Below are 21,326 nucleotides of genomic sequence, written 5' to 3' on the forward strand. Positions count from 1 at the left end.
AGCCGCCCGGCCCCGCCCCCCGCAGCACACCCATGGAGGAAAACCCCATGACGGGTCGTCACGCACCCGCAGCCCGCCCGACGATGTACTTCGTCGGCGTCACCACCACCAAGTCGTCCATCATGAAGGTGTTCCCGGCCTGGGCCCGCGAACTGAACCTGGACGCCGTCATCGAAGGCATCGACCTGCCGCTGGACGACACCCCGGAGCACTACCGCGAGGTCGTCGCCTTCATCAAGAAGGACCCGCAGTCCCTCGGCGCGCTGGTCACCACCCACAAGCTCAATCTCTTCAAGGCCACCCGCGACCTGTTCGACGGGGTCGGCGAGGAAACCCGGCTGCTGGAGGAGGTCAGCAGCATCTCCAAGCGCGGGCAGCAGCTGTGGGGCCACGCCATGGACCCGCTCACCAGCGGTCTGTCCCTTGAGGCCCTCGTGCCCGACAGCTACTGGTCCGCCACCGGCGCCGAGCTGCTCCTGCTGGGCGCCGGCGGTTCCTCACTGGCCCTCACCCTGTACCTGCACAACCGCGCACGGGCCGGCCGCGACGTGCCGTCCCGCATCATCGTCACCAACCGCCGCGAGGCCCGGCTCAGGGAGATGCGCGACGTGCACGAGCGCCTGGGCTGCACGCTGCCCATCGAGTACCACCTGGCGCCCGAGCCGGAACGCAACGACGAACAACTGCGCGCCCTGCAACCGAAGTCGGTCGTGGTCAACGCGACCGGCCTGGGCAAGGACCGGCCCGGATCGCCGCTGACGGACGCCGCCGTCTTCCCGCGTGACTCCCTCGCCTGGGACTTCAACTACCGCGGGGAACTGGTCTTCCTCGACCAGGCCCGCGCCCAGCGGCAGTCCCGCGGCGTCCGCGTCGTCGACGGCTGGCTGTACTTCATCCACGGCTGGACCCGGGTCATCGCCGAGGTCTTCCACATCGACATCCCCACCCACGGACCCGCCTTCGAGCGGCTGTCCCGTATCGCCCGCGACGCCTCCCAGGAGAACGCATGAACACCACCCGGCCCGCGATCGTCACCGACTTCAGCCTGGTCGACGGACTGTCCGAGACCAAGACGCCCCTGCGCCGCACGATCTCGGCGATGGCGGACATGTACGCCGACCAGGAGGCCGCCAAGCGGCTCGGCGAAGGCGGCGACGTCCTCGTCTACGAGTTCTTCGACGCCGGGGTCCCGGAGAGCTCCGGTGAAGTCGCCTATGGCACCAGCATCGTCTACCCCGGCAAGGTCGGTGACGAGTACTTCATGACCAAGGGCCACTTCCACTCCGTGCTCGACACCGCGGAGATCTACTACTGCCTGCGCGGCCGCGGGATCATGATGATGGAGAACCCCGAGGGCGATGTGCAATGGGAAGAGCTGACCCCCGGCAAGGCCGTCTACGTGCCCGGCCGGTACGCCCATCGCAGCATCAACACCTCCGCGGACGAGCAGCTCATCACCTTCTTCGCCTTTCCCGGCCACGCCGGCCACGACTACGGCACCATCGAGACCAAGGGATTCCGCAAGATCGTCGTCGAGCGCGACGGTGTCCCGGCGGTGGTGGACAACCCCAGGTGGGCCCAGTGACCGGCAGGATCGCGGTGACACCCCGCGCGCTCTCCCAGGGCGGCCACTTCGCGCTGGCCGCCCTCGAGGCGGCAGGTTACGAGGTCCTCTTCCCCGCCCCGGGGCGCCAGCCCACCCGCGACGAGCAGCTACGGTTCCTGCCCACCTGCGTCGGTTACCTGGCGGGCGTCGAGCCGATCGGCCGGGAGGTGCTGTCCGCAGCGCGCGGGCTGAAGGTCATCAGCCGCAACGGGGTCGGCACCGACGCCATCGACCTGGACGCCGCGGCCGAATTCGGGATAGCGGTCGAGACCGCGGCCGGCGCCAACGCGCAGGGGGTCGCCGAGCTCGCCGTCACGCTGATGCTCGCCGGACTACGCCAGGTACCGGCGCAGGACGCGGCGCTCAAGGCCGGCCGGTGGCAGCGGCTGGAGGGCAGAGAGGTGGCCGGACGGACCCTGGGCGTGATCGGGTGCGGCCGGATCGGCCGCCAGGTCGCCCGGCTCGGCCTGGGCCTGGGCATGTCGGTCCGGGCCTTCGACGCGGTGCCCGATCCCTCGTTCGCACCGGCCGGGGACTTCTCGTTCACAAGCCTGGCCAATCTCCTGGCCCAGGCCGACGTGGTGACGCTGCACTGCCCGCCGACCGCGCGTCCGCTGATCGACAAGGAGGCTCTGACGGCCATGAAACCGGGTGCCTACCTGGTCAACACCGCCAGATCGGCTCTGGTCGACGACGACGCCGTGCAGGACGCGCTGAACGACGGCACGCTCGCCGGCTATGCCACGGACGTCTTCGATCAAGAACCCCCCGGTCCGCGGGAGCTCCACCGGCACCCGCGCATGATCATGACTCCGCACATCGGCGGGTACACAAAGGAGAGCGTAGTACGCGCAACCCGCGCGGCCGTGGAGAATCTGTTGCGGGTGCTGTCCGCCCGACCCTGAGAGACCACGGAGAAGTCATGGCTGTCCCGGCAGATGAGGCCGGCAACGTGCTGCGCCTCATCACCAGCAAGATGCCCTACTTTCCGGCCGCCCTGCGGCAGATCGGAGAGTACCTGCTGGCCCACCCCCAGCAGGCCCAGTCGATGACCATCTCGCAGCTCGCCTCACGCTGCCAGGTGGCCGAGTCGACGGTGTCCCGGTTCGCCCGCGAACTGGGAATGGACAGCTTCCACTCCCTCCGGCTCGGCCTCGCCGAAGCAACCTTCGCGTCCCGGTCCACCGGCGAGGACCGGGACGAGGAGTTCGTCTACGAAGGCATCCTCCGCGGCGACACCGCCCCCGCCATCGTGGGAAAGATTGAACGGAGCAGTCGGCAGGCCCTTACCCAGACCGCTGAGCGGGTCAGCAGCGACGCCATCAGCCAGGCCGTCGACCTGCTGAACGACGCCGCCTCGGTCGTCTTCTGCTGCATGGGATCCTCCAGTATCGCCGCCGAAGAAGGCGTCATGCGCTTCACTCGAGCCGGCAAGAAATGTCTGCTCTACCGGGACCAGAGCCTGCAAGTCATGCTCGCCACCATCCTCACCCCCCAGGACGTCCTCATCTGCATCAGCGACTCCGGACAGACGGCCTCGGTCGTCGACGCGGTCCGGCTGGCCCGGCGTACGGGCGCGGCCTCCATCGGGATCACGTCTGCCCAGGACAGCCCCGTCGCCAAGCTCAGCGACATCGCCCTGTTCACCTCCAACATCTCGGGAACGGGTCTGTACGGGGAGTCCGTCACCTCCAAGTGGGGCCAGCTCCTCCTCATCGACATCCTCTATGCCACCTACGCCGCACGCCATGTCGACGCCACGCTGCAGCACCTCAAGGAGACGTACGAGGCGGGCATCCGGCACTCTCGATCCATCGAGCAGCCTCATCAGGACGGCTGACGATGCGCCGCAGGGAGCGGGGCCCTCGGTGGTGGGAGTGAGTCCGCATGCGGTCACCGATGCCGCTTCCGTCCCTGTGAACTGGAGGTTGCTCCTGCCCGCCGAGTGGGCGGATCCGTTCGACGGGCGCCCGTCGAAGGCCGGGGTGCCCGCGGAGGTGGGGCACCGGGAGAAGGGTGCCCGCGCCGGCGTTGGTGCAGGGGGTGACCTCGCCGTCCACCCCCGGACCAGGCATGAGCAGTGTGCAGGTCGCTGCGGGTGGGCTCATCGCTGGACCTCCGTGTCGGTGCGGGCGAGGCGGTCGAGCTCGGCGCGTTCGGGGGCACCCTCCCAGTCGCCGCGTACTGCACAGGCGGCGGCTCCGCAGATCGCCGCGGTGCGCAGGCTTTGCGGCACCGGGACGCCTGCGATGCGCTCGGCGAGGTACCCGGCCACGAAGGCGTCGCCGGCTCCGACCGGATCGCTGACGGTGGTCGGTATCGCGGCCGTCTCGTGGACGTTGCCTGCCGCGAGGGCGTAGGCGCCGGACGCGCCGCGCTTGATCACCACTTCGGCGGGTCCGAGCGCGGACAGGTGAACGGCCAGGGCGACATGGTCGCCGGATGCGCCCAGCAGAGCCGCTTCGTCCTCCCCGGCGAAGAGCACATCGGCCTGCCGGGCGAGTCCGGCAAGGCAGGAACGCGCCTCGTGCCGGGGCCACAGCGCGGCACGGTAGTTGACGTCGAGTGAGACGGGTACTCCACTCTCACGCGCGAGTGCGACCGCGTGCTCGACGGCGTCGCGCGCTGACGCCGACAGGGCCGGGGTGATGCCGGTGACGTGCAGCAACGCCGCACCCTGGACGAGGGACTCCGGCACGTCCCCGGGCGACAGACGCGACCCGGCGCTGCCGCGCCGGTAATAGGTGACGCGCCGGTCGACGAGGGTCCTGCGGACCTTCAGCATCAGGCCGGTGGGTGCCTCGGCGTCCAGGTGGACGGCGCTGGTGTCGACGCCTTCCGCCCGCAGGCTCGCCAGGACGAGCTTGCCGATCTCGTCGTCGCCCACGCGTCCGATCCACACGGCCGGGACTCCCAGCCGGACCGCTCCTATGGCGACATTGGACTCGGCTCCGCCGGTTCCCAGTTCCAGGGTTCGCTGGTGGCGCAGGGGGCCTTCGCCGGTCGTGGTGAGGAGCCCCATCGTCTCTCCCAGCGTGACCAGTGGGCGGTTGCTCATGTGTGTCTGCTTTCATCCGGATGACTGGGTCGGCCGGGCAGTGCGGGATGCTCCGGCTCGGTGCAGGAGCCGACGAGCAGCTCGGCCCGCCCGGTGATCTCGTCGAGCGGGGTGTCGGCGTCGCCGACGAGCGGGGTGCCGAGTCCGACGGCGAAGGCGCCGGCCCGCAGATAGTCGGCGGCCGTGGCGACGGTGATGCCGCCGGTCGGCATCAGCCGCAGGTGCGGCAGCGGTGCCCGTATGTGCCGCAGATAGCCCGGTCCGAAGGCCGCTGCCGGGAACACCTTGACGGCCGCCGCGCCCTCCCGCACGGCCGCGAACATTTCCGACGGGGTCAGGCAGCCCATCACCACGGGGACGCCGCGCCGGGCGCAGCGGCGGGCAACGCCCTCGATCCGTGCGGGGGTGACGACGAACGCGGCACCCGCCGCGCAGGCGTCCGCCGCCTGGGCGGGTGAGGTGACGCTGCCGACGCCCACGGTGAGTCCCTGTGCGCGCAGGGCAGGCACGCTCTCCAGGGCGCCCCGGGACGTCATCGTCACCTCGACGCAGGTGATGCCGCCGGCCGCCAGGGCACGCGCGGTGGCCGGAAAGCGGCCGGCGTCGGCCGCGCGCAGCACGGCCACGACGCGGCGCCGGGCCAGCTCGTCCAGGATCTCGCTCATGGCAGCACCCTTCCTCCACGGGCCACACGGATCGCCTGTGCGGCGATGGTCAGGGGGTCGGACAGGTCCTCCGACATCACCCACCACTCCACGCTGTGTGCGGTCATGGAGCGCAGGGGCGGACGGGGCAGCCGCGGCCGGACGGCCTTGAGCCTGGCCGCCTGCGGTTCGCCCGGCAACCGGATGTCGCCCAGGAGGACGAGGGTGCCCGCGCGCGGTTCGAGACCGGCGCCGCCACGCCGGGCCTGCGCCACCACCGTGCGCCCGGCGGGATCCGTGTCCAGGCGTACCACGCGTGTCCCGGTCAGCAGCCGTACGCGGCCTCCGGTAAGGGCCGGGCGCACGCCGCAGGTCTCCGTGTCGCTCTTGGCCGCCAGGCAGGGGAAGCCGTCGCAGGTGCGGCAGCGCACACAGGCGCCGCCCTCACCCCGGTCGACGCCCAACGCCAGGGCGTAGGGGTGCAGGCCCTGGCGGGTGAGTACGTCGCAGTCCACGACCGGGCCCACATCGGCGGTGACGACCGAGGGGGAAGAAGGGGACCACAGGCCGGCGGCGCTCATTTGACCGATCCGGCCGTCAGGCCGCGGATGAAGTACTTGCCGAGCAGCAGGTAGATCAGAGCGGTCGGGACGGCTGCGATGACCGCGCCGGCCATGACGACGTTCCAGTTCACGGACTGGGTGCCGGAGAGGTTGTTCAGCGCCACGGTCACCGGCTGGCTTGCCGGGTCGGGTACGACGACGATGCCGAAGATGAAGTCGTTCCAGATGTTGGTGAACTGGAAGATTCCGGCGACGACGAACCCGGGCAGCGACAACGGCAGCATCACCCGCCAGAACGTCTGCAGCACGCCCGCCCCGTCGATGGCTGCCGCCTCGACGATGGCCTGCGGCACCGCGGCGTAGTAGTTGCGGAAGATGAGGGTGGCGATGGGGATGCCGTAGACGACATGGACGAGCACCAGGCCGGGGATGGTGCCGTAGAGGCCGATCTGCTGCAGGAACGTCACCAGCGGGATGAGCACGGCCTGGTAGGGGATGAACATGCCCAGGAGCATGAGGGTGAAGACCAGGTTGGCCTTCGGGAAACGCACCTTGGAAAGGACGAACCCGTTGAGGGCGCCGACCAGCGAGGAGATGACGGTTGCGGGCACCACCATCAGCAGGCTGTTGGCGAAGTTGCCGGACAGCCGGGACCATGCCTCGCGGTAGCCGTCGAGGCTGAGCGGGGACGGCAGGTGCCACATGGTGGAAACGTCGGCCTGCGCGGGGGACTTCAGGCCGGCGGAGACCATCACGTAGACCGGCAGCAGAAACATCAGCGTGCACACGGTCAGGGCCGCGACGGCGGCCCACTGGCCGCGGGTGCGGGGCAGGCGCCGGGACCGTGGCCGGCCGCCGGGCGCCGCAGGTGTCGAGGTGCCGGGCGATCCGGCCGCGACGGGGGCCGGGAGTCGGGTGACGGCGCCCATGTCAGGAGTCCTCTCGGGCGTAGGTGCGGGCGAGATAAGGCACGACGACCGCGCAGACCAGCAGCAGCATCACGATGCTCGCCGCGGCGCCGGCGTTGTAGTGCAGCGCGCGGAACATCTGCTCGTAGACGAAGATGCCGGGGACGTCGGTACTGAAGCCGACTCCGCTTCCGGCCATCGCGTACACCAGGTCGAAGATCTTGAGGCTGACGTGCCCGAGGATGACCACGGTGGTCAGGGTGACCGGCCGCAGCATCGGCAGGATCACCTTGCGGTAGGTCTGGAGGGGGCCGGCGCCGTCCATCAGGGCTGCCTCCCTGACCTCGTCGGGGATGGCGGCCAGGCCTGCGAGGTACATGGCCATGGCGAACCCGCCGAGTTGCCATGCGGCGGCGATCACGACGGGAATGAGGGCCAGGGGTATGCCCACGTGAGTGTGCAGATAGGTGCCTCCCGGGATGATCGACTCCAGTACGCCGTTGAGTTCGCCGACGACGCGGTGGTCGGTGATCCAGTCGGGCTGCAGCGGCCTTCCGGTCATGGAGGCGTAGGCGTCGGAGGCGCCGCTCGCCCTGAGCAGCAGGTTGGCCCCGGTCTGCGGGGTGAAGATCCACCGCCAGACCACACCGGTGACGATGAAGGACAGGGCGTAGGGGAACAGAAAGACGCTGCGGAAGAAGGCCCGGCCGATGACGACGTGGTGCACCAGGATGGCCAGGACGAGCCCGAGGGCGACCGAGGCGATGAGGAACAGCAGGGTGAAGACGACGGTGTTGCGCAGGTCCGCCTGGAAGCGGGGGGTGGAGAACAGGTCCGCGTAGTTGCCCAGAGTGTCTGCGCGCAGGGTGGTGTCGCGGTTGAAGGGGTTCCACCGCTGGGTCAGGGAGATGAAGACGGTGAAGCCGATGAAGCCGTAGACGAAGACGGCCAGCAGGATGAAGCTCGGCGCGACGAGCGCGGGGCCGAGCCAGGTGCGGCGCAGCCGGGCCCAGCGCCCGTGGCTCGTGAGGCGGCCGGTGCGGACTGGCTGAGGTGCCGGGACCGTGCTCGTGTGGGTCATGGTGGACTCTTCTGTCGCTGGTGGTTCGGTGGTCGGGTGTCCTCGGCCGGGTGGGCCGAGGACACCCCGCTGCTCTGACGCTGCGTCACTTCTGCGCGGCGCCGTCGAGAGCCTTGACGAAGGCGTCGATGTCGTTGTTCGAGTTGAGCTGGTTGACGGCGTCGAAGAAGGCCTGCTGGAGGCCCGGTGACGTGGCTTCGCCGTGGACCAGCGTGCTGACCAGCGTCTTGTGCCGGAAGTCCTGGGCGGCCGCCTGCTGGTAGGCGCCCAGTGACGACACGTCGACATCGGTGCGTACGGGGGTGGAACCCTTCGCCTTGTTGAAGGCCAGCTGGCTCTCCTTGCTGCCGACCGAGGCGATCCACCTCTTCACCAGATCGGGGTTGCCGCTGGATGCCGAGGCCACGAAGACATCGCCGACGGTGACGAAGACGTCCTCCGAGCCGGGGAAGGGCACGTACCCGAAGTCCTCGCCGTCGTGCTGGCCGTTCTTGATCAGCTCGCCGTATGCCCAGTCGCCCATGGTGTTGAAGCCGCAGCCGCCGTCGGCCATCCGCTTCACGGCCTGGTCCCAGGTCAGGGCGGAGTGGTCGCTGTTGACCCGGCCGAGCAGCCCCGTGTACTCCTTCACCGCGGCGCGTACCTCGGGGTCGGACCAGTGCGTCCGGCCGCCGACCAGCCGCTCCCATCCGGTGGCGCCCAGACGGCCGACGAGGACGTTCTCCAGGACCTCGGCGGAGGCGAAGATGTCCTTGTCGCCCAGGCACAGCGGGGTCCTGCCCTTGGCGCGGAGCTTGGCCAGCGCCCAGTCGAACTCCTGCCGGCTGAGGTGGTCGCCGACGCTGATCCCGGCCCCGGCGAGGACCTTCTTGTTGAACCACAGGACGTTGCCGCGGTGGACGCCGGTGAGGACGCCGTAGACCTTGCCGTTCCGGCTCATCGCGTCGATGAGCGGCTTCGGCATGGAGGAGTTCCACTTGTTCGCGGTGTAGACGTCGGTGAGGTCGAGGGCCAGGCCGTTGTCGAGGACCTCGCCCATCGCCTTGCCCGGGTGGGTCTGCCAGGTGTCGGGCGGGTTGCCGCCGACCAGCCGGGTCTGCAGGACCTGCTGGGCGTTGGATCCGCCGCCGCCGGAGACCGCTGCGTTCCGCACCGTCACACCGGGGTTGGCCTTCTTGAAGTTGTCGATCAGGGCATTGAGGGCGGCGGCCTCCGATCCGGAGGTCCACCAGGAGAAGACCTCCACCTTGTCGGTCTTGTGGCCGCCGGCGGCTGATCCACCGCCGCAGGCGGTGGCGGTCAGGGCGGTCACGGCGGTCAGCGCCGCGAGCCAGAGGGATGTTCTTCTCATGTCGTCGAGCTCCTTGCGCGTGCGGATGGGTGCGGAGTTCACCGGCTGAGGGCGCGCGGGCACGCCACGGCAGCGGGCGTCTGGGTGCGTGGGGGGAACCCGGGGAGGGGAACAGAGCCGAAGGGGAGCGGACGGGCCACCGCGGATTGCGGCAGTGGCCGGCGACGTATCCGCGGCCCTGTGAAAAAACGATCAGGCGGTCGGCCGGGCGCCGGCCGCGGCGGTCAGGGGACCGCCCAGGATCTTGTGGAGCGCTTCGGTGAAGAAGTAGTCGCCCCACATGACGCTCTCATCGACACCGAGTCCCTTGGACTCGTGGTAGGAGGCGCGCTTGAGCACGCCCTGCCAGGACGGATCGTGCGATGCCAGAAAGTCCTCCTGGCACAAGCGGTCCAGGGCTGCGAACGCGTGGCCGCGGTAGCGTGCCGACCGCTCGTCGTCCACCAGGTCCGCCAGCTGGAGCAGACCGCTGGCCGCGATCGCGGCAGCGGAACTCTCATAGGGCAGATGGGGGTAGGGTTCGTCCCAGTCGTTCGGCGGGACGAGCCGGTCACCGGTGCGCGCGAGGTAGTAGTCGGCACAGGCGATCGCGGTGTCCAGGTAGTCCCGCTCGCCGGTGAGCGCGTAACAGGTGCCGAATCCGTACAGGGCCCAGGTCTGGCCGCGGGCCCAGGAGGAGTCGGCGCGCCAGCCCTGCTGGGTGCTCTGGCGCAGGAACTCGCCGGTCGACAGGTCGAATATGCCCTCGTGCGCCGTGCTTCCGTCGCCACGGACCAGATGACGCCGGGTGGTGCGGCAGTGCTGGTGGGCGATGTCCAGGAGGGCGTCGTCTCCGCTGTGCTGTGCGGCGTGGAAGACGATGCCGACGTTCATCATGATGTCGATGAAGAGGCTGTCGGGGGCGAGGAAGGACCGCAGGTACCGTCCCGCCGGGTTGTAGCGCAGGCCCATGGTGCGCCCGGCGGTCACCACGACGTCGTTCTTGGAGTCGTCGCCGGTCAGGTCGTACCACCGCTTCCAGGTGGGCCAGAAGACGAATCCGAGGTCGTGCACGTTCCGGTCGTGTTTGCGGTCCTCCACCAGCAGGGAGTAGTGCTCGGCGCGGCGCCGCCACAGTGGATCACCGGTGACCTCGGCGAAGATCCACATCTGGCCGCCGAGGAAGCCCTCGCACCAGTTGGTCCAGGCCTCCTTGTCGTGGTGCCATCGGCCGCGCTCGGTGTACAGGGGGAAGTAGTCGTTGTGCGAGGTGACCAGCCGGTCCACCTTCTCCTGGGCCACGCCGAGGGCGCGTTCGGCCGCGGCGCGCAGCGCGCCCGGCGGATTCAGGCCTCTCGCGGCGTGTGCGGCGGTTTGTGTCATGGTTCAGTGCGTCCCTTCCACGGGGACCCACGGGGTGTGCCGTGGGCCGGTGTGCACCACCACGCTCTTCAGCTCGGTGAAGGCGTCGATGGCGTGCCGTCCGAGTTCGCGGCCGATGCCGCTCTCGCCGTAACCCCCGAAGCTGAGTTCGGGGAAGCCGTCCATGAAGCAGTTGACCCAGACCGTCCCGGCCCGGCTGCGGCGTGCGTAAGCCAGGGCGGTGTCGACGTCCCGTGTCCACACCGCCGACGACAGGCCGTAGGGGGTGGAGTTGGTGATCGAGACGGCTTCGTCCAGGGAACCGAAGCGCAGCACGGACAGCACTGGCCCGAAGATCTCCGTCGTCGCGATCGACATGTCCGCGGTGACGTGGTCGAAGACGGTCGGGGCGTAGAACCGGCCCGTGGGAGTGTCCAGGCGGTGTCCGCCGAGCAGCAGCCGGGCGCCGGCCTCGGTGCCTTCGCCGACGAGCTGTTCGATGACCCGCAGCTGTTCGTCACTGGCGATGGCGCCGACCTTCGTGGTCTCGTCCAGGGGGTCTCCCACCACCACCCGCCGGGCGTGCTCCACCACGCGCTCGACGAACGCGTCGGCGATGTCGTGGTGCACCAGCAACCGGCTTCCGGAGTTGCAGCACTCGCCCTGGTTGAACAGCACTCCAAAGACCACGGCGTCGACGGCGGCGTCGAGATCGGCGTCGGGGAAGACGACCTGGGGGTTCTTGCCGCCGAGTTCGAGCTCGACCCTCTTGAGGGTCCGGGCCGCGGCGATCATGACCTTTTTGCCCACCTCTGTGGAGCCCGTGAAGCTGACCATGTCCACGAGCGGGTGCTCGCTCAGCCGGGATCCCACGCCACCCTTGCCGGTGACGATGTTGACGACGCCGGCCGGGATACCGGCCTCGGTCACCAGGTCACCGAGGATGAGGGTGGTCCCCGGGGTCAGCTGGCTCGGCTTGACCACCGCCGTGCACCCTACGGCGAGCGCGAAGGGCAGCTTCTGGCTGACGATGAGCAGGGGGAAGTTCCAGGGGGTGATGATGCCGACGACGCCGACCGGTTCGCGCAGGGCGAGGCCCAAATAGTCGCTGCCGAGGGCGTTGTGGGAGTCGCCGTAGGCGTGCTGGGCCAGGGTGGCCGCGTAGTACCACAGCTCCGCGGTGGCGGCGACCTCGCCGCGTGCCTGTGCGATGGGCTTGCCGCTCTCCAGCGCCTCCACACGAGCCAGTTCCTCGGCGTGTTCCTCCACGAGCGCGGCGACCCGCCGCAGGAGGCGGGCGCGCTCCATGCCGGGCAGGTCGCGGCAGCGGCCGTCCTCGAAGGCCTTGCGGGCGGTTTCCACGGCCAGGTCGACCTCTTCCGGGGTCGCCTCGGCGTATTCACCGACGACGCGGCCGTGGGCGGGGCTGGTGCGGGTGAACCGTCGCTGCGCGGGCGCGTGGATGTGCTCGCCGCCGATGAGCAGGGGATAGCAGTGCGGTTCGGTGGCTTCGGTGGTGGTCATGGCAGGGATCTCCAGTGGTTCATCGGCCGAGGAAGTGGGGTGTGCGCCGGTCACGAAAGGCGGCCAGGCCCTCGGCGCGGTCGTCGGTGGCGGCGGACAGCGCCCCGGCGAGGGCCTCGAACGCCTCGGCGCTGGACGGTGTCGCGTGGTTGAGCACCTGTTTGGCCAGCTGTACCGCGACGGGGCCGCGGCGGGCGATGGCGGAGGCGAGGCGCTCGGCGGTCTCCTGCACCTCGCCGGCGGGCGCGACCTCGTCAACCAGGCCCCATTGCAGGGCCGTGGGCGCGTCGACGAGGTCACCGGTGAGGATCAGGCGCTTGGCCCGGGCCGGACCGACGAGGGCGGTGAGGCGTGCCGTTCCGCCCCATCCGGGCAGGGTGCCGATGCCGACCTCCGGCAGGCCCAGCGTCGCGGTGTCGGCGGCGACGCGCAGGTCGCAAGCCAGGGCCAGTTCCAGGCCGCCGCCGAATGCACCCGCCTGGAGCACCGCGATGGTCGGCTGCCGCAGGCAGGCCAGCCGGCGGAAGGCCTCATGACCGGTGTGCACCCAGTGCCGCCACACGGCCAGCGCGTCATGGTCCGCGAAGGCTCCGAGGTCTGCTCCTGCGCAGAAGGCGCGGTCTCCTTCCGCGGTGACCAGGACTGCGCGAATCGTTTCGTCGGCGTGGACGGCTTCGATGTGCCCGGACAGCCGCTCCAGCATCGCCGGTGTCAGCGCGTTGAGCTTCTCAGGTCGTGCCAGACGGATCACGGCCGTGTCACCGTGACGTTCCAGCTGGACGGCGCCTGCGGGCGGGGTTGTGCGGGTGTCACTCATGGTGGCCTCCTGCGGCCAGGTCCAGCGCGATCGGCTCGGGGCGGAACAGCCGGGCGTCCATGACGGTGAGCCGGTCACTGACCCGCAGCGGGAAGCCGGCGCGCTCCACCACGTCCCGCTGGACGTCGGCCCCGGGGGCGATCTCGGTGACCGTCAGCCCTTCGGGCAGGAGCTTCATCACGCACCGCTCGGTCACGACGGTGACGCGCCGTCCCTCGGCCAGTGCTCGTCTGCCGCTGAAGGTGACCTGCTGGACGGCGTCGACGAACTTCGCCGCGGCACCGTCCCGGCGGATGCGCAGGGCGCTGTCCTCGATCGCGAGGTCGCTGCGGCCGGCGGTGAAGTATCCGCTGAAGACGAGGTGGCGGGCGTTGGCGGTGATGTCGGCGAAACCACCCACGCCTGCGGTGATGTGGGAGCGGCCGGGCAGCGCGGAGACGTTGACGTTGCCTTGGGCGTCGATCTCCAGGAACGACAGCATCGAGGTGTCGAACGCCCCGCTCTGCAGATACGTGAACTGGTCCGCGGACGCGAGGATCGCCTCGGGGTTCTGCGCGCACCCGAAGGCGAAGCCGGTGAGCGGGAAACCGCCGACCGCGCCCTGCTCGATCACCCAGGTGACATCGCTGTGGCAGCCCTCCTCCAGCAGGACCCGCGGGACCAGGGCCGAGATTCCGAAGCCGAGGTTGACCACGGCGTCCCGGGTCAGCTCCATGGCGGCGCGCCGCGCGATCACCTTCTCCAGCCCGAAGCCGGCCGGCTCCACCTGAGTCAGCGGGCGGCGCAGCGCACCGGCCAGGGCCGGGTCGAACAAGGTCTGGGTGGTCTGCATCTGCTCGGTGTCGACGACGATGCGGTCCACGAGGATGCCGGGGACGCGCACCTGCTGCGCCGGCAGTGAGCCTGCCTCGGCTATGCGCTTGACCTGCGCTATGACCAGGCCGCCGCTCGCCCGGGCGGCCATCGCCTGGTCCAGGGCACCGAGGGGCGAGCCCTCGTCCTCCATGGTGAGGTTGCCGTTCTCGTCCGCGGTGGTGGCCCGGATCACGGCCACGTCCACGCCGATGGCCGGATAGAACAGCCACTCGCGTCCGTCGAACTGCTCGACCCGCACGAAGTCCGGCGTGGTCGCGTTCATCCGGCCGCCCTCACGGCGCGGGTCGACGAACGTGTCCAGACCGACGGTCGTCAGGACGCCCGGCTGGCCGGTCGCAGCGCTGCGATGCATCTGGAACAGCACGCCGGACGGCAGGTTGTAGGCCTGTACCTCTCCGGCCTCGATCAGTTTGCGGATCAGTGGTGGTTCGAGGCTCGAGGGCCCGCTCGGGTAGGAGCCGGCGAACACCCGCTCCAGCAGACCGGGTTGGGCGAGGTGGTCGATGCCCTTGATGCCGTACATGTCGCCGGCGGCGATGGGGTGCAGGGTGGTCAGCTGCCGTGGGGTGCCGGTCGCGCCGAATCGCTCGCCGATGGCGCGCAGGACCGTGTCGGGGCAGCCGAGGCCGCTGGAGGAGCTGACCGACACCACCGCACCGTCCGGAACGAGAGCGGCCGCCTCCGCGGCACTGATCACTGGTTTGCGGGTCACAACGCCTCTTCCTGCAGGATGCTCATGGGGGTCACGGGAGTGCGGGTGCCGGTGCGCAGCGCGTCGCGGACGGCGAGGGCGACGGCGAGGGACGCGAATCCGTCGGCGCCCGTGGCCAGCGGCGTGCCGTCGCCGTGGACGGCTTCGGCGAAGGCCCGCAGGCCGGTGATGTAGAGATCGTCGCGGGGGCCGACGTCGACGGATGTGCGGGTGCCGCCCCGGCGGAGCACCACCTCGCCGTCGGGGTCCTGGGTCATCGCGTCGGTGGCGAACACCGAGCCGCCGGTGCCGTGCACTTCCAGGGCCGTGCCGGCGTGCGGAACGGTGAACGCGTCGTGGGCACAGGCGAGGACGTCGTCCTCCAGGCGCAGTACGGTCATGGCGGCGTCCTCGACACCGGGTACGGCCAGCCCCTGGTTGACGGCGGTCGCGGTGACGTCGAGCACCTCCCGGCCGAGTACGAAGCGCAGGGCGTCGGCATCGTGGACGGTGATGTCGAAGACGACTCCGCCGCCGGCCGTGGGGTTGTTCAGCCGCCAGCCGCGCAACCGCTCGGGGAGCTCGACGGCATGGTGGACCCGGACTGCCAGGGGCCGGCCGATACCTCCGTCGGCCACCAGCTTTTGGATCGATCTAATCACCGGCGAGGCGCGCAGATGGTGGTTGGTGCCGAGCACCACCTTGGCGGCGCGTGCGGCGCGGACGATGTCCGCGGCATCGTCCAGGGTCATCGCCAGCGGCTTCTCGCACAGCACGTGCCGGCCCGCCGCCGCAGCGGCGACGGCCTGGTCCCGGTGCAGCTCGTTGGTGATGCTGATGTACACCGCGTCCGCCGGCACCGACAGGGCCTCCTCGAGCGTGCCCGCCGCCACCGGCACCTGATGGCGCTCGGCGAATCGCCGGCCGCGCTCGGAACTGCCGCTGAGGACGGCCACCGGCTCCTGGCCGAGCGCACGCATCGCGGGAATCATCCGGGTGGCGGCGATGTCGCTCGCTCCGACCAGGACCCACCGCAGGGGCCTGTTCATACCGTCTCCTTCTCACTGTGTTCTTCGGGGCGGCAGCCGCAGGAAGCGCGCACCACCAGCCGGGGCACGCTGACGTGGCTCTCCGGGGGGCCGTCGGGACGCTCTATGCGCTTGATCAGCAACTGGGCGGCACGTTCGCCCAGTTCACGAGGCCTGATGGCCACGGTGGTGAGCGCCGGGTGCTGCATGGCCGACTCCGCGATGTCGTCGAAGCCCGTGACCCGTACGTCCTCGCCGACGCGGATCCCGAGTTCCTCGCAGGCGATGAGGACACCGAAGGCCACGACGTCGCTGTAGCACACGATGGCGTCGGGGCGGTCCTTGCGGCGCAGCATGTCGAGTGCCGCGTCGTATCCACCCTGCCGGGTCGCGGGGCTGGGCACCGAACTGCTCGCCGGGAGCGTGCGCCGCCTGGCGGCCACCGCCTCCTCCACGCCGCGCTGCCGGTCGTACCGCGCCGAGGAGCGCTCGGGCCCGCCGAGGAAGGCGATCCTGCGCGCCCCGTGTTCCAGCAGGTGCTCGGTGGCGGCACGGGCGCCCACCACATTGTCGGCCCCCACGTACGGGGCGGGGTGACCGTCGACATAGCGGACGACCAGCAGATGCGGAACCCTGGCCGTCACCAGGGGACTCAGATCCGCGGCGGTGGTGTTGTGCGCCGGGGTGATCAGCAGCCCGTCCGCTCCGTACTCCTGCATGACCCGGGTCAGGTCGGCCTGCTTGGCCGTCGACTCGTAGTTGTGGCCGAGCAGGACGACGATGCCCGCGTCCGCGAGAGCCGCCTCCACACCGACCGTCAGTTCGGCGAAGAAGGGGTTGGAGACGTCGGTGACGAGCAGTCCCACGGTGTGCGAGCGGCGGCTGCGCAGGCTGGCGGCACCGCGGTGGTAGACGTATCCGAGCCGGTCCATCGACGCGCGCACACGTGCCCGGGTCGAGTCCGCGACCAGGGGGCTCTCTCTCAGCACGAGCGACACGGTCGCACGTGAGACCTTCGCGTCCGCCGCCACGTCCGCCAGCGTGACCCTAGCCTTGCCCATTCCCCCGCCGCCTCTCGTTCACTTCGCGGGCCCTCATCTTCATGCCTCGCCCAGGATGTGCGCGGCACCCTTCTCGCCGATCATGATGGACGGCGCCTGGGTGTTGCCGCTGATCAGCGTCGGCATGATGGAAGCGTCTATCACACGCAGCCCCTCGAGCCCGTGCACGCGCAGGTCCGTGTCCACCACGGCCATGTCGTCGCCGCCCATCTTGCAGGTGCCCACGGGGTGGTAGTCGGTCTTGGACCACTGCTTGATGTAGGCGCGGATCTCCTGCTTGGTGCGCACCTGCGCGCCGGGCATGTGCTCACGTTTGATCAGCGGCGCGAAGGCGGAGGTGGCCAGCAGTTCGCGGCCCTTCTCGAATGCCGCCATCGAGATGTCCCAGTCGTACGGGTCGGCGAGGAAGTTGGGGTCGATGGCGGGCGGGACGAGGGGATCGGCCGAGCGCAGCGTCACCTCTCCAGTGCTGCGCGGGCGGAGGTGACAGGTGTTGATCGTGACCCCGTGGCCCTTGATGCGCTGCCGGCCGTGGTCGACGACGTACGCCGGCAGACAGTGGATCTGGATGTCGGGCGAGCGCACCTCCTTACTGCTGCGCAGGAACGCGCCTGCCTCCGCCACGCACGCGGTGACCGGGCCGGTGCGGAACAGCAGGTACTGAAGCCCGTGCCTGAGGGCGCGGTCCCAGCGGTCCTCCTGGTTGTAGCTGACCGGGGCCGTCTCCGCCGTGATGTAGACGTCCATGTGGTCCTGAAGGTTCTTCCCCACGCCCCTGAGGTCGTGGACCACCGGGATGCCCAGCCGGCTCAGTTCCTCGCCCGGCCCGATGCCGGACAGCAGGAGCAGCCGGGGCGAGTTGACGGCACCGCCGCTGAGAATCACCTCCCCCTCGGCGTAGGCGGTGTGTTCGTTCCCGCCCCGCAGGTACCTCACGCCCACCGCCCGGCCGTGCTTCACCAGGACCCGGGTGGCCGTCGCCTCCGTGACGACGGTGAGGTTGGGGCGCCGTCGGGCCGGCCGCAGGAAGGCGGTGGCGGTGCTCTCGCGCCGGGCGTTGCGCTGGGTGACGTCGTAGTAACCGACACCGTCCTGTTCGGCACCGTTGAAATCATGGCTGTAAGGAAGGCCGATCTCCTGGCCTGCTCGTACGAAGGCCTTGGTCAGGGGATTGTGCATGAGCTGCTCGACGACGCTCATCGGCCCCGAGGTGCCGTGGAACTCGTCCGCGAGCCGCTCGTTGGACTCCGACTTCCTGAAGTACGGCAGGACGTCCTGGTACCCCCAGCCCTTGTTGCCCAGGTCCCGCCACTCGTCGTAGTCCAGCCGGTGGCCCCGGATGTAGATCATGGCGTTGATCGAGGTGCTGCCGCCCAGCGTCCTCCCCTGTGGGTAGTACATCGGGCGGCCGTCGAGGTGGCGCTGGGGGACGGTCTCGAAGCGCCAGTTGACCTTCGGGCTGGTGAGCTTGGTGAAGCCGACCGGCATGTGGATCAACGGAGACCGGTCCGCCGGTCCGGCCTCCAGGAGAAGCACCTGGTGATCCGGGTTCGCGCTGAGCCGGTTCGCCACCACGCACCCGGCGGCCCCGGCGCCCACGACCACGTAGGTGAAGCGGTCGACCATGACGTTCACTCCTTTACGACCGGCACTTTAGACCGATCTAAATCTGCGTTGGAGCGATCTAAATGCCGAGCTCCCGACACGTCAAGGGGCCTGTACGAAAAACTTTACGCGCACGGCGCCGTGCCCCTTTCGGGCGTCGAGCCGGAAGAGCCGGGCAAGCCGCACAGCACACGGGTGTCCGACCCCCGCGCGGGCACCCACCGGTATCAATGAGTGGGTGCTGGCCTGCGAAAACACGTCGATCCGGCCGGGAGGCCGACGCAAGGACGCCAACGTGAACCGGCCATCGACCGGCAAGACCCGCGGGGTTCTGGCCGCATGCGGCGCCGACGGCCCGGCGCCTCCCGTTGGCTGCGAACCGGACCATCGGGGTTAGATCGATCCAATAGCCAGTTCCGCACATGCGGATGACGGGCCGGGAAGATCCCGAGGCGATCGCCATCGGCAGTCCGGCGCCTCGCAGCAGACCGACCAGACCGGTCAGCCATGGCCCGGGAGCCCGGGGTCGGGCCGGCTTCCGGGCAGCCGGACGGTGAACACGGAGCCGATGCCCGGCGTGCTGTCCACCGAGACCGTCCCACCGTGGGCCTCGGTCAGTTTGCGGGTGATGGCCAGACCCAGACCACTGCCCCCGGTCTGCCGGCTGCGGGACTTGTCCGCCCGCCAGAACCGGTCGAAAACATGGGGCAGGTCCGCCGGATCCATTCCGCTCCCGGAATCGGCCACCTCCACGACGAGTTCATCACCGTCCGCACGGGCTCGCAGGACGACGCGGCCTGCGCTGGACGTGTGCCGGATGGCGTTGGAAACGAGGTTGCTGACGATCTGCCGCAGTCGCACCGGGTCGGCGTGCACCTCCAGTTCGTCGTCGGCCTCGATGAGCAGGCCGACGCCGGCTGGACCGGCGGCGCCCAGGTGCGCCGCCGCCACCTGTTCCAGGATGTGGCGGACCGGAAGTGGCTCGGGGTGCAGGACGAGCCTGCCCGCTTCTGCCGCGGCGAGGTCGCGCAGATCGTCGATGATGTGCTGGAGCTGCATCGCCTCGTCCCGCAGCAGCGCGAGCAGGTGCTGGTCCGCGGGGGTCAGTCCGTCCTGGGCCGCCTCCAGCCAGCTGCGGATGTTGGTCAGCGGACTGCGCAGTTCATGGGCCACGTCACCGACCATGGCCCTGCGCTGCCTCTCCAGTGTCTCCCTGCGTTCGGCGAGGTCGTTGAAGGCCACGGCGACGCGGCCGATCTCGTCCTTGGTCAGCACCGGGACTCGCACCTCCTCGTCGGCCGGTCGCTGAGCCGCCGCGATCAGGGCACGCAGCGGACGGACCAGCCGCATGCCCAGCAGGACGGTCACGGCGCAGGTGACGGCGAGGACGATGCCCGCCGCGCCGGCGATGCGGCGGGTGTTGGCCGCCGAGAGCTCGATGGACGTGGTACCGGGACGGCCGCCGTCGGAGAGGAACAGCAGCACGGGGGGCGAGACATAGGCCCGCAGCTGCTGGCGGCGGCCTTCGTTCACGCACTCCTGTGCGGCGCGGTCCGCGTTCTGCGGTGCACCGCCGGTGAAGCGCCAGGAGAAGTCGGCGAACACCTCGACGGGTGGCCTGGCCTGCTGTTTCAGACACGCCGATGCCAGCTCGGCGATCTGGGCCAGTGGCAGTTCCTCCAGCGGCAGGGGCTTTTTGAGCGAGTCGAGGTCGCACGCACTGACGACTTTCCACCGGACGTCGTCCTGGGGCCCCTTGAACTCGATCGTGAACCGGCCACTGGGCAGGGGCCGGGCCTCGGCGGCGATCCCCGACTCCTCGAGGCAGTCCATGAACTTGTTCACGGCCTTCCGCGCCCTGCCCCGGTCCTCACCCTGGAGGAGGAACGGGCCCACCGCACGAGGGTCGATCGGCTCGACCGCACTTGTGCCGGACAGGACCGGGTCCAGGCGCAGCGGATCGATCGAGGCGGACGGCTTGTCCGGGAGACGCACGGCCGATTCCGAACTGGCGATGACAGTACGGGCGGAAGGGGTGGTGAGAGTGATCGCCCTGCCCGTCCCTGCCGCAAGCTCACGCACCAGCTCCTGTACGCCGCCCCAGTCGGTGTGCGTGGCCGCGTAGTCGATCAGCGCGTCGTAGATGCGGGCGTCCGCCCTGGACGAACGGTCCTGTTCCGTGCTGATCGCCCGTGTCGTGATGGTGACGGCGAGCCAGGTGGTCGCGGCGACCGAGCACACCGCGACCAGCAGTGAGGCGGCGAGCAGCCGGGTGAGGAGGCTGGTGCGCAGCGAGACCCCGAAGCGGCGCACCTCAGTCCCCGGCAGGTTCGGGCCCGGCGGTCAGCTTGTAGCCGACCCCGTGGACGGTGAGGAGATGGGTGGGGCGGCGCGGGTTCAGTTCCAGCTTCTTCCGCAGGTTCAATATGAACATGTCGACGGTGCGTTCGGTCGAGGAGACATCCCAGCCCCGGGTGCGCTCAAGGAGCTGTTTGCGAGTGAACACCCTGCCGGGTTCGGCCGCCATGGCCGACAGCACGGTGAACTCCCCCCGGGTGCAGGGGACGATCTCCCCGGACGCCCCCCGTACCTCGTGCCGGCGCGCGTCCACGGTGATCGCACCCACCTTCAGCACGCCGTCGTCCGGTGCCGCGGTGCGCTCCACCCGCCGCAGCAGGGTGCGGACCCTTGCCATCAACTCGCGGGGACTGTAGGGCTTGGTCATGTAGTCGTCGGCACCGAGATCGAGACCGAGCAGCAGGTCGTCCTCGCTCGATCTGGCGGTCAGCATCAGGACCGGAACGGTCGACTCCGTGCGCAGGATCCGGCACACGTCGAGTCCGTCGACCTTCGGCATCATCACGTCGAGGACGATCAGGTCGGGCCGCTGCCGCCGGGCGGCGTCGATCGCCGAACGCCCGTCGTGCACGACCACGGCGCTGTGCCCCTCCGACTCCAGGTACATCCGCAGCACTTGGGCCTGCCTGACGTCGTCTTCCGCGACCAGGATCCGTGAGCTCATGGCGGCGACTATAGGTATGCGCGCCTCAAACGGACGCCGTCCTGACAATCTGAATACATCTTCGTGAAGGTGCTCTGAATCCGGTGCGGCATCGTCGGCCATGCAGCCGCAACGGGACCGGAGCCCGGGTCAACGCTCACGTCCGGTGTC

19 protein-coding genes and 1 pseudogene are annotated in these 21,326 nt (G+C 69.9%); 5 read left to right on the forward strand and 15 right to left on the reverse strand.

Features of this window, described 5'->3' with window-relative positions:
* Window positions 1–47 precede the first annotated feature (47 nt).
* The 5 genes and pseudogenes from ACI2LW_RS28025 to ACI2LW_RS28045 all read left to right on the forward strand — a co-directional run.
* A complete protein-coding gene (locus ACI2LW_RS28025) occupies window positions 48–1,010 on the forward strand; it encodes a shikimate dehydrogenase family protein (protein ID WP_404734017.1) in 963 nt (320 codons plus the stop codon).
* Window positions 1,007–1,585: a glucose-6-phosphate isomerase gene (locus ACI2LW_RS28030; protein ID WP_404734018.1), complete on the forward strand. Its 579-nt coding sequence runs from the start codon at window positions 1,007–1,009 to the stop codon at window positions 1,583–1,585. Before ACI2LW_RS28025 ends, ACI2LW_RS28030 begins: the two co-directional genes overlap by 4 nt.
* Window positions 1,582–2,511, forward strand: coding sequence for a phosphoglycerate dehydrogenase (locus tag ACI2LW_RS28035; RefSeq protein WP_404734019.1), 930 nt, complete (start codon window positions 1,582–1,584; stop codon window positions 2,509–2,511). Before ACI2LW_RS28030 ends, ACI2LW_RS28035 begins: the two co-directional genes overlap by 4 nt.
* A gap of 17 nt (window positions 2,512–2,528) precedes the next feature.
* Window positions 2,529–3,446 (forward strand): MurR/RpiR family transcriptional regulator, encoded by a 918-nt coding sequence (locus ACI2LW_RS28040; RefSeq protein ID WP_404734020.1) that lies wholly within the window; start codon window positions 2,529–2,531, stop codon window positions 3,444–3,446.
* A pseudogene (locus ACI2LW_RS28045) lies at window positions 3,355–3,612 on the forward strand (transposase); the annotation flags it as partial. The gene ACI2LW_RS28040 and the pseudogene ACI2LW_RS28045, both read left to right, overlap by 92 nt.
* Window positions 3,613–3,710: 98 nt before the next feature.
* Here the strand turns inward: ACI2LW_RS28045 and ACI2LW_RS28050 are convergent.
* The 15 genes from ACI2LW_RS28050 to ACI2LW_RS28120 form a co-directional block, all read right to left on the reverse strand.
* Window positions 3,711–4,664 (reverse strand): sugar kinase, encoded by a 954-nt coding sequence (locus tag ACI2LW_RS28050; protein WP_404734021.1) that lies wholly within the window; start codon window positions 4,662–4,664, stop codon window positions 3,711–3,713.
* Window positions 4,661–5,329 carry a bifunctional 4-hydroxy-2-oxoglutarate aldolase/2-dehydro-3-deoxy-phosphogluconate aldolase gene (locus ACI2LW_RS28055; protein ID WP_404734022.1) on the reverse strand — a complete coding sequence of 223 codons (669 nt, stop codon included), beginning with the start codon at window positions 5,327–5,329 and terminating at the stop codon, window positions 4,661–4,663. Before ACI2LW_RS28055 ends, ACI2LW_RS28050 begins: the two co-directional genes overlap by 4 nt.
* Window positions 5,326–5,889, reverse strand: coding sequence for a hypothetical protein (locus ACI2LW_RS28060; RefSeq protein WP_404734023.1), 564 nt, complete (start codon window positions 5,887–5,889; stop codon window positions 5,326–5,328). The genes ACI2LW_RS28055 and ACI2LW_RS28060 overlap by 4 nt, the downstream gene beginning before the upstream one ends.
* Window positions 5,886–6,800, reverse strand: coding sequence for a carbohydrate ABC transporter permease (locus ACI2LW_RS28065; RefSeq protein ID WP_404734024.1), 915 nt, complete (start codon window positions 6,798–6,800; stop codon window positions 5,886–5,888). The genes ACI2LW_RS28060 and ACI2LW_RS28065 overlap by 4 nt, the downstream gene beginning before the upstream one ends.
* 1 nt (window position 6,801) lies before the next feature.
* Window positions 6,802–7,860, reverse strand: a complete 1,059-nt coding sequence (locus tag ACI2LW_RS28070; protein ID WP_404734025.1) for a carbohydrate ABC transporter permease — start codon at window positions 7,858–7,860, stop codon at window positions 6,802–6,804.
* An 85-nt stretch (window positions 7,861–7,945) separates the two neighbouring features.
* A complete protein-coding gene (locus tag ACI2LW_RS28075; protein WP_404734026.1) occupies window positions 7,946–9,211 on the reverse strand; it encodes an ABC transporter substrate-binding protein in 1,266 nt (421 codons plus the stop codon).
* Between the two features lie 192 nt (window positions 9,212–9,403).
* Window positions 9,404–10,573 (reverse strand): glycoside hydrolase family 88 protein, encoded by a 1,170-nt coding sequence (locus ACI2LW_RS28080; protein WP_404734027.1) that lies wholly within the window; start codon window positions 10,571–10,573, stop codon window positions 9,404–9,406.
* 3 nt (window positions 10,574–10,576) lie between these two features.
* A complete protein-coding gene (locus ACI2LW_RS28085) occupies window positions 10,577–12,076 on the reverse strand; it encodes an aldehyde dehydrogenase family protein (RefSeq protein WP_404734028.1) in 1,500 nt (499 codons plus the stop codon).
* Between the two features lie 19 nt (window positions 12,077–12,095).
* Window positions 12,096–12,893 (reverse strand): enoyl-CoA hydratase/isomerase family protein, encoded by a 798-nt coding sequence (locus tag ACI2LW_RS28090; protein WP_404734029.1) that lies wholly within the window; start codon window positions 12,891–12,893, stop codon window positions 12,096–12,098.
* On the reverse strand, window positions 12,886–14,481 hold the full coding sequence (locus ACI2LW_RS28095) for an acyl CoA:acetate/3-ketoacid CoA transferase (RefSeq protein WP_404734030.1): 1,596 nt from the start codon (window positions 14,479–14,481) through the stop codon (window positions 12,886–12,888). The genes ACI2LW_RS28090 and ACI2LW_RS28095 overlap by 8 nt, the downstream gene beginning before the upstream one ends.
* Window positions 14,478–15,509, reverse strand: a complete 1,032-nt coding sequence (locus tag ACI2LW_RS28100) for a Gfo/Idh/MocA family protein (protein WP_404734031.1) — start codon at window positions 15,507–15,509, stop codon at window positions 14,478–14,480. The genes ACI2LW_RS28095 and ACI2LW_RS28100 overlap by 4 nt, the downstream gene beginning before the upstream one ends.
* Window positions 15,506–16,549 carry a LacI family DNA-binding transcriptional regulator gene (locus ACI2LW_RS28105; RefSeq protein ID WP_404734032.1) on the reverse strand — a complete coding sequence of 348 codons (1,044 nt, stop codon included), beginning with the start codon at window positions 16,547–16,549 and terminating at the stop codon, window positions 15,506–15,508. The genes ACI2LW_RS28100 and ACI2LW_RS28105 overlap by 4 nt, the downstream gene beginning before the upstream one ends.
* 39 nt (window positions 16,550–16,588) lie before the next feature.
* Window positions 16,589–18,175, reverse strand: a complete 1,587-nt coding sequence (locus tag ACI2LW_RS28110; RefSeq protein ID WP_404734033.1) for a GMC family oxidoreductase — start codon at window positions 18,173–18,175, stop codon at window positions 16,589–16,591.
* Between the two features lie 480 nt (window positions 18,176–18,655).
* Window positions 18,656–20,467: a sensor histidine kinase gene (locus tag ACI2LW_RS28115; RefSeq protein WP_404734034.1), complete on the reverse strand. Its 1,812-nt coding sequence runs from the start codon at window positions 20,465–20,467 to the stop codon at window positions 18,656–18,658.
* 1 nt (window position 20,468) lies between these two features.
* Complete coding sequence (locus ACI2LW_RS28120) at window positions 20,469–21,176, reverse strand: response regulator transcription factor (RefSeq protein WP_404734035.1); 708 nt, start codon at window positions 21,174–21,176, stop codon at window positions 20,469–20,471.
* Between the last annotated feature and the right edge of the window lie 150 nt (window positions 21,177–21,326).

Source organism: Streptomyces sp. NPDC004065 (assembly GCF_044903565.1).
Lineage (GTDB): Bacteria > Actinomycetota > Actinomycetes > Streptomycetales > Streptomycetaceae > Streptomyces.

Coding starts and splice junctions, on each gene's coding strand:
- ACI2LW_RS28085 (WP_404734028.1), bottom strand. CDS start 12,076: ATGACCACCACCGAAGCCACCGAACCGCACTGCTATCCCCTGCTCATC.
- ACI2LW_RS28120 (WP_404734035.1), bottom strand. CDS start 21,176: ATGAGCTCACGGATCCTGGTCGCGGAAGACGACGTCAGGCAGGCCCAA.
- ACI2LW_RS28105 (WP_404734032.1), bottom strand. CDS start 16,549: ATGGGCAAGGCTAGGGTCACGCTGGCGGACGTGGCGGCGGACGCGAAG.
- ACI2LW_RS28070 (WP_404734025.1), bottom strand. CDS start 7,860: ATGACCCACACGAGCACGGTCCCGGCACCTCAGCCAGTCCGCACCGGC.
- ACI2LW_RS28080 (WP_404734027.1), bottom strand. CDS start 10,573: ATGACACAAACCGCCGCACACGCCGCGAGAGGCCTGAATCCGCCGGGC.
- ACI2LW_RS28075 (WP_404734026.1), bottom strand. CDS start 9,211: ATGAGAAGAACATCCCTCTGGCTCGCGGCGCTGACCGCCGTGACCGCC.
- ACI2LW_RS28065 (WP_404734024.1), bottom strand. CDS start 6,800: ATGGGCGCCGTCACCCGACTCCCGGCCCCCGTCGCGGCCGGATCGCCC.
- ACI2LW_RS28110 (WP_404734033.1), bottom strand. CDS start 18,175: ATGGTCGACCGCTTCACCTACGTGGTCGTGGGCGCCGGGGCCGCCGGG.
- ACI2LW_RS28040 (WP_404734020.1), top strand. CDS start 2,529: ATGGCTGTCCCGGCAGATGAGGCCGGCAACGTGCTGCGCCTCATCACC.
- ACI2LW_RS28090 (WP_404734029.1), bottom strand. CDS start 12,893: ATGAGTGACACCCGCACAACCCCGCCCGCAGGCGCCGTCCAGCTGGAA.
- ACI2LW_RS28030 (WP_404734018.1), top strand. CDS start 1,007: ATGAACACCACCCGGCCCGCGATCGTCACCGACTTCAGCCTGGTCGAC.
- ACI2LW_RS28050 (WP_404734021.1), bottom strand. CDS start 4,664: ATGAGCAACCGCCCACTGGTCACGCTGGGAGAGACGATGGGGCTCCTC.
- ACI2LW_RS28100 (WP_404734031.1), bottom strand. CDS start 15,509: ATGAACAGGCCCCTGCGGTGGGTCCTGGTCGGAGCGAGCGACATCGCC.
- ACI2LW_RS28055 (WP_404734022.1), bottom strand. CDS start 5,329: ATGAGCGAGATCCTGGACGAGCTGGCCCGGCGCCGCGTCGTGGCCGTG.
- ACI2LW_RS28060 (WP_404734023.1), bottom strand. CDS start 5,889: ATGAGCGCCGCCGGCCTGTGGTCCCCTTCTTCCCCCTCGGTCGTCACC.
- ACI2LW_RS28025 (WP_404734017.1), top strand. CDS start 48: ATGACGGGTCGTCACGCACCCGCAGCCCGCCCGACGATGTACTTCGTC.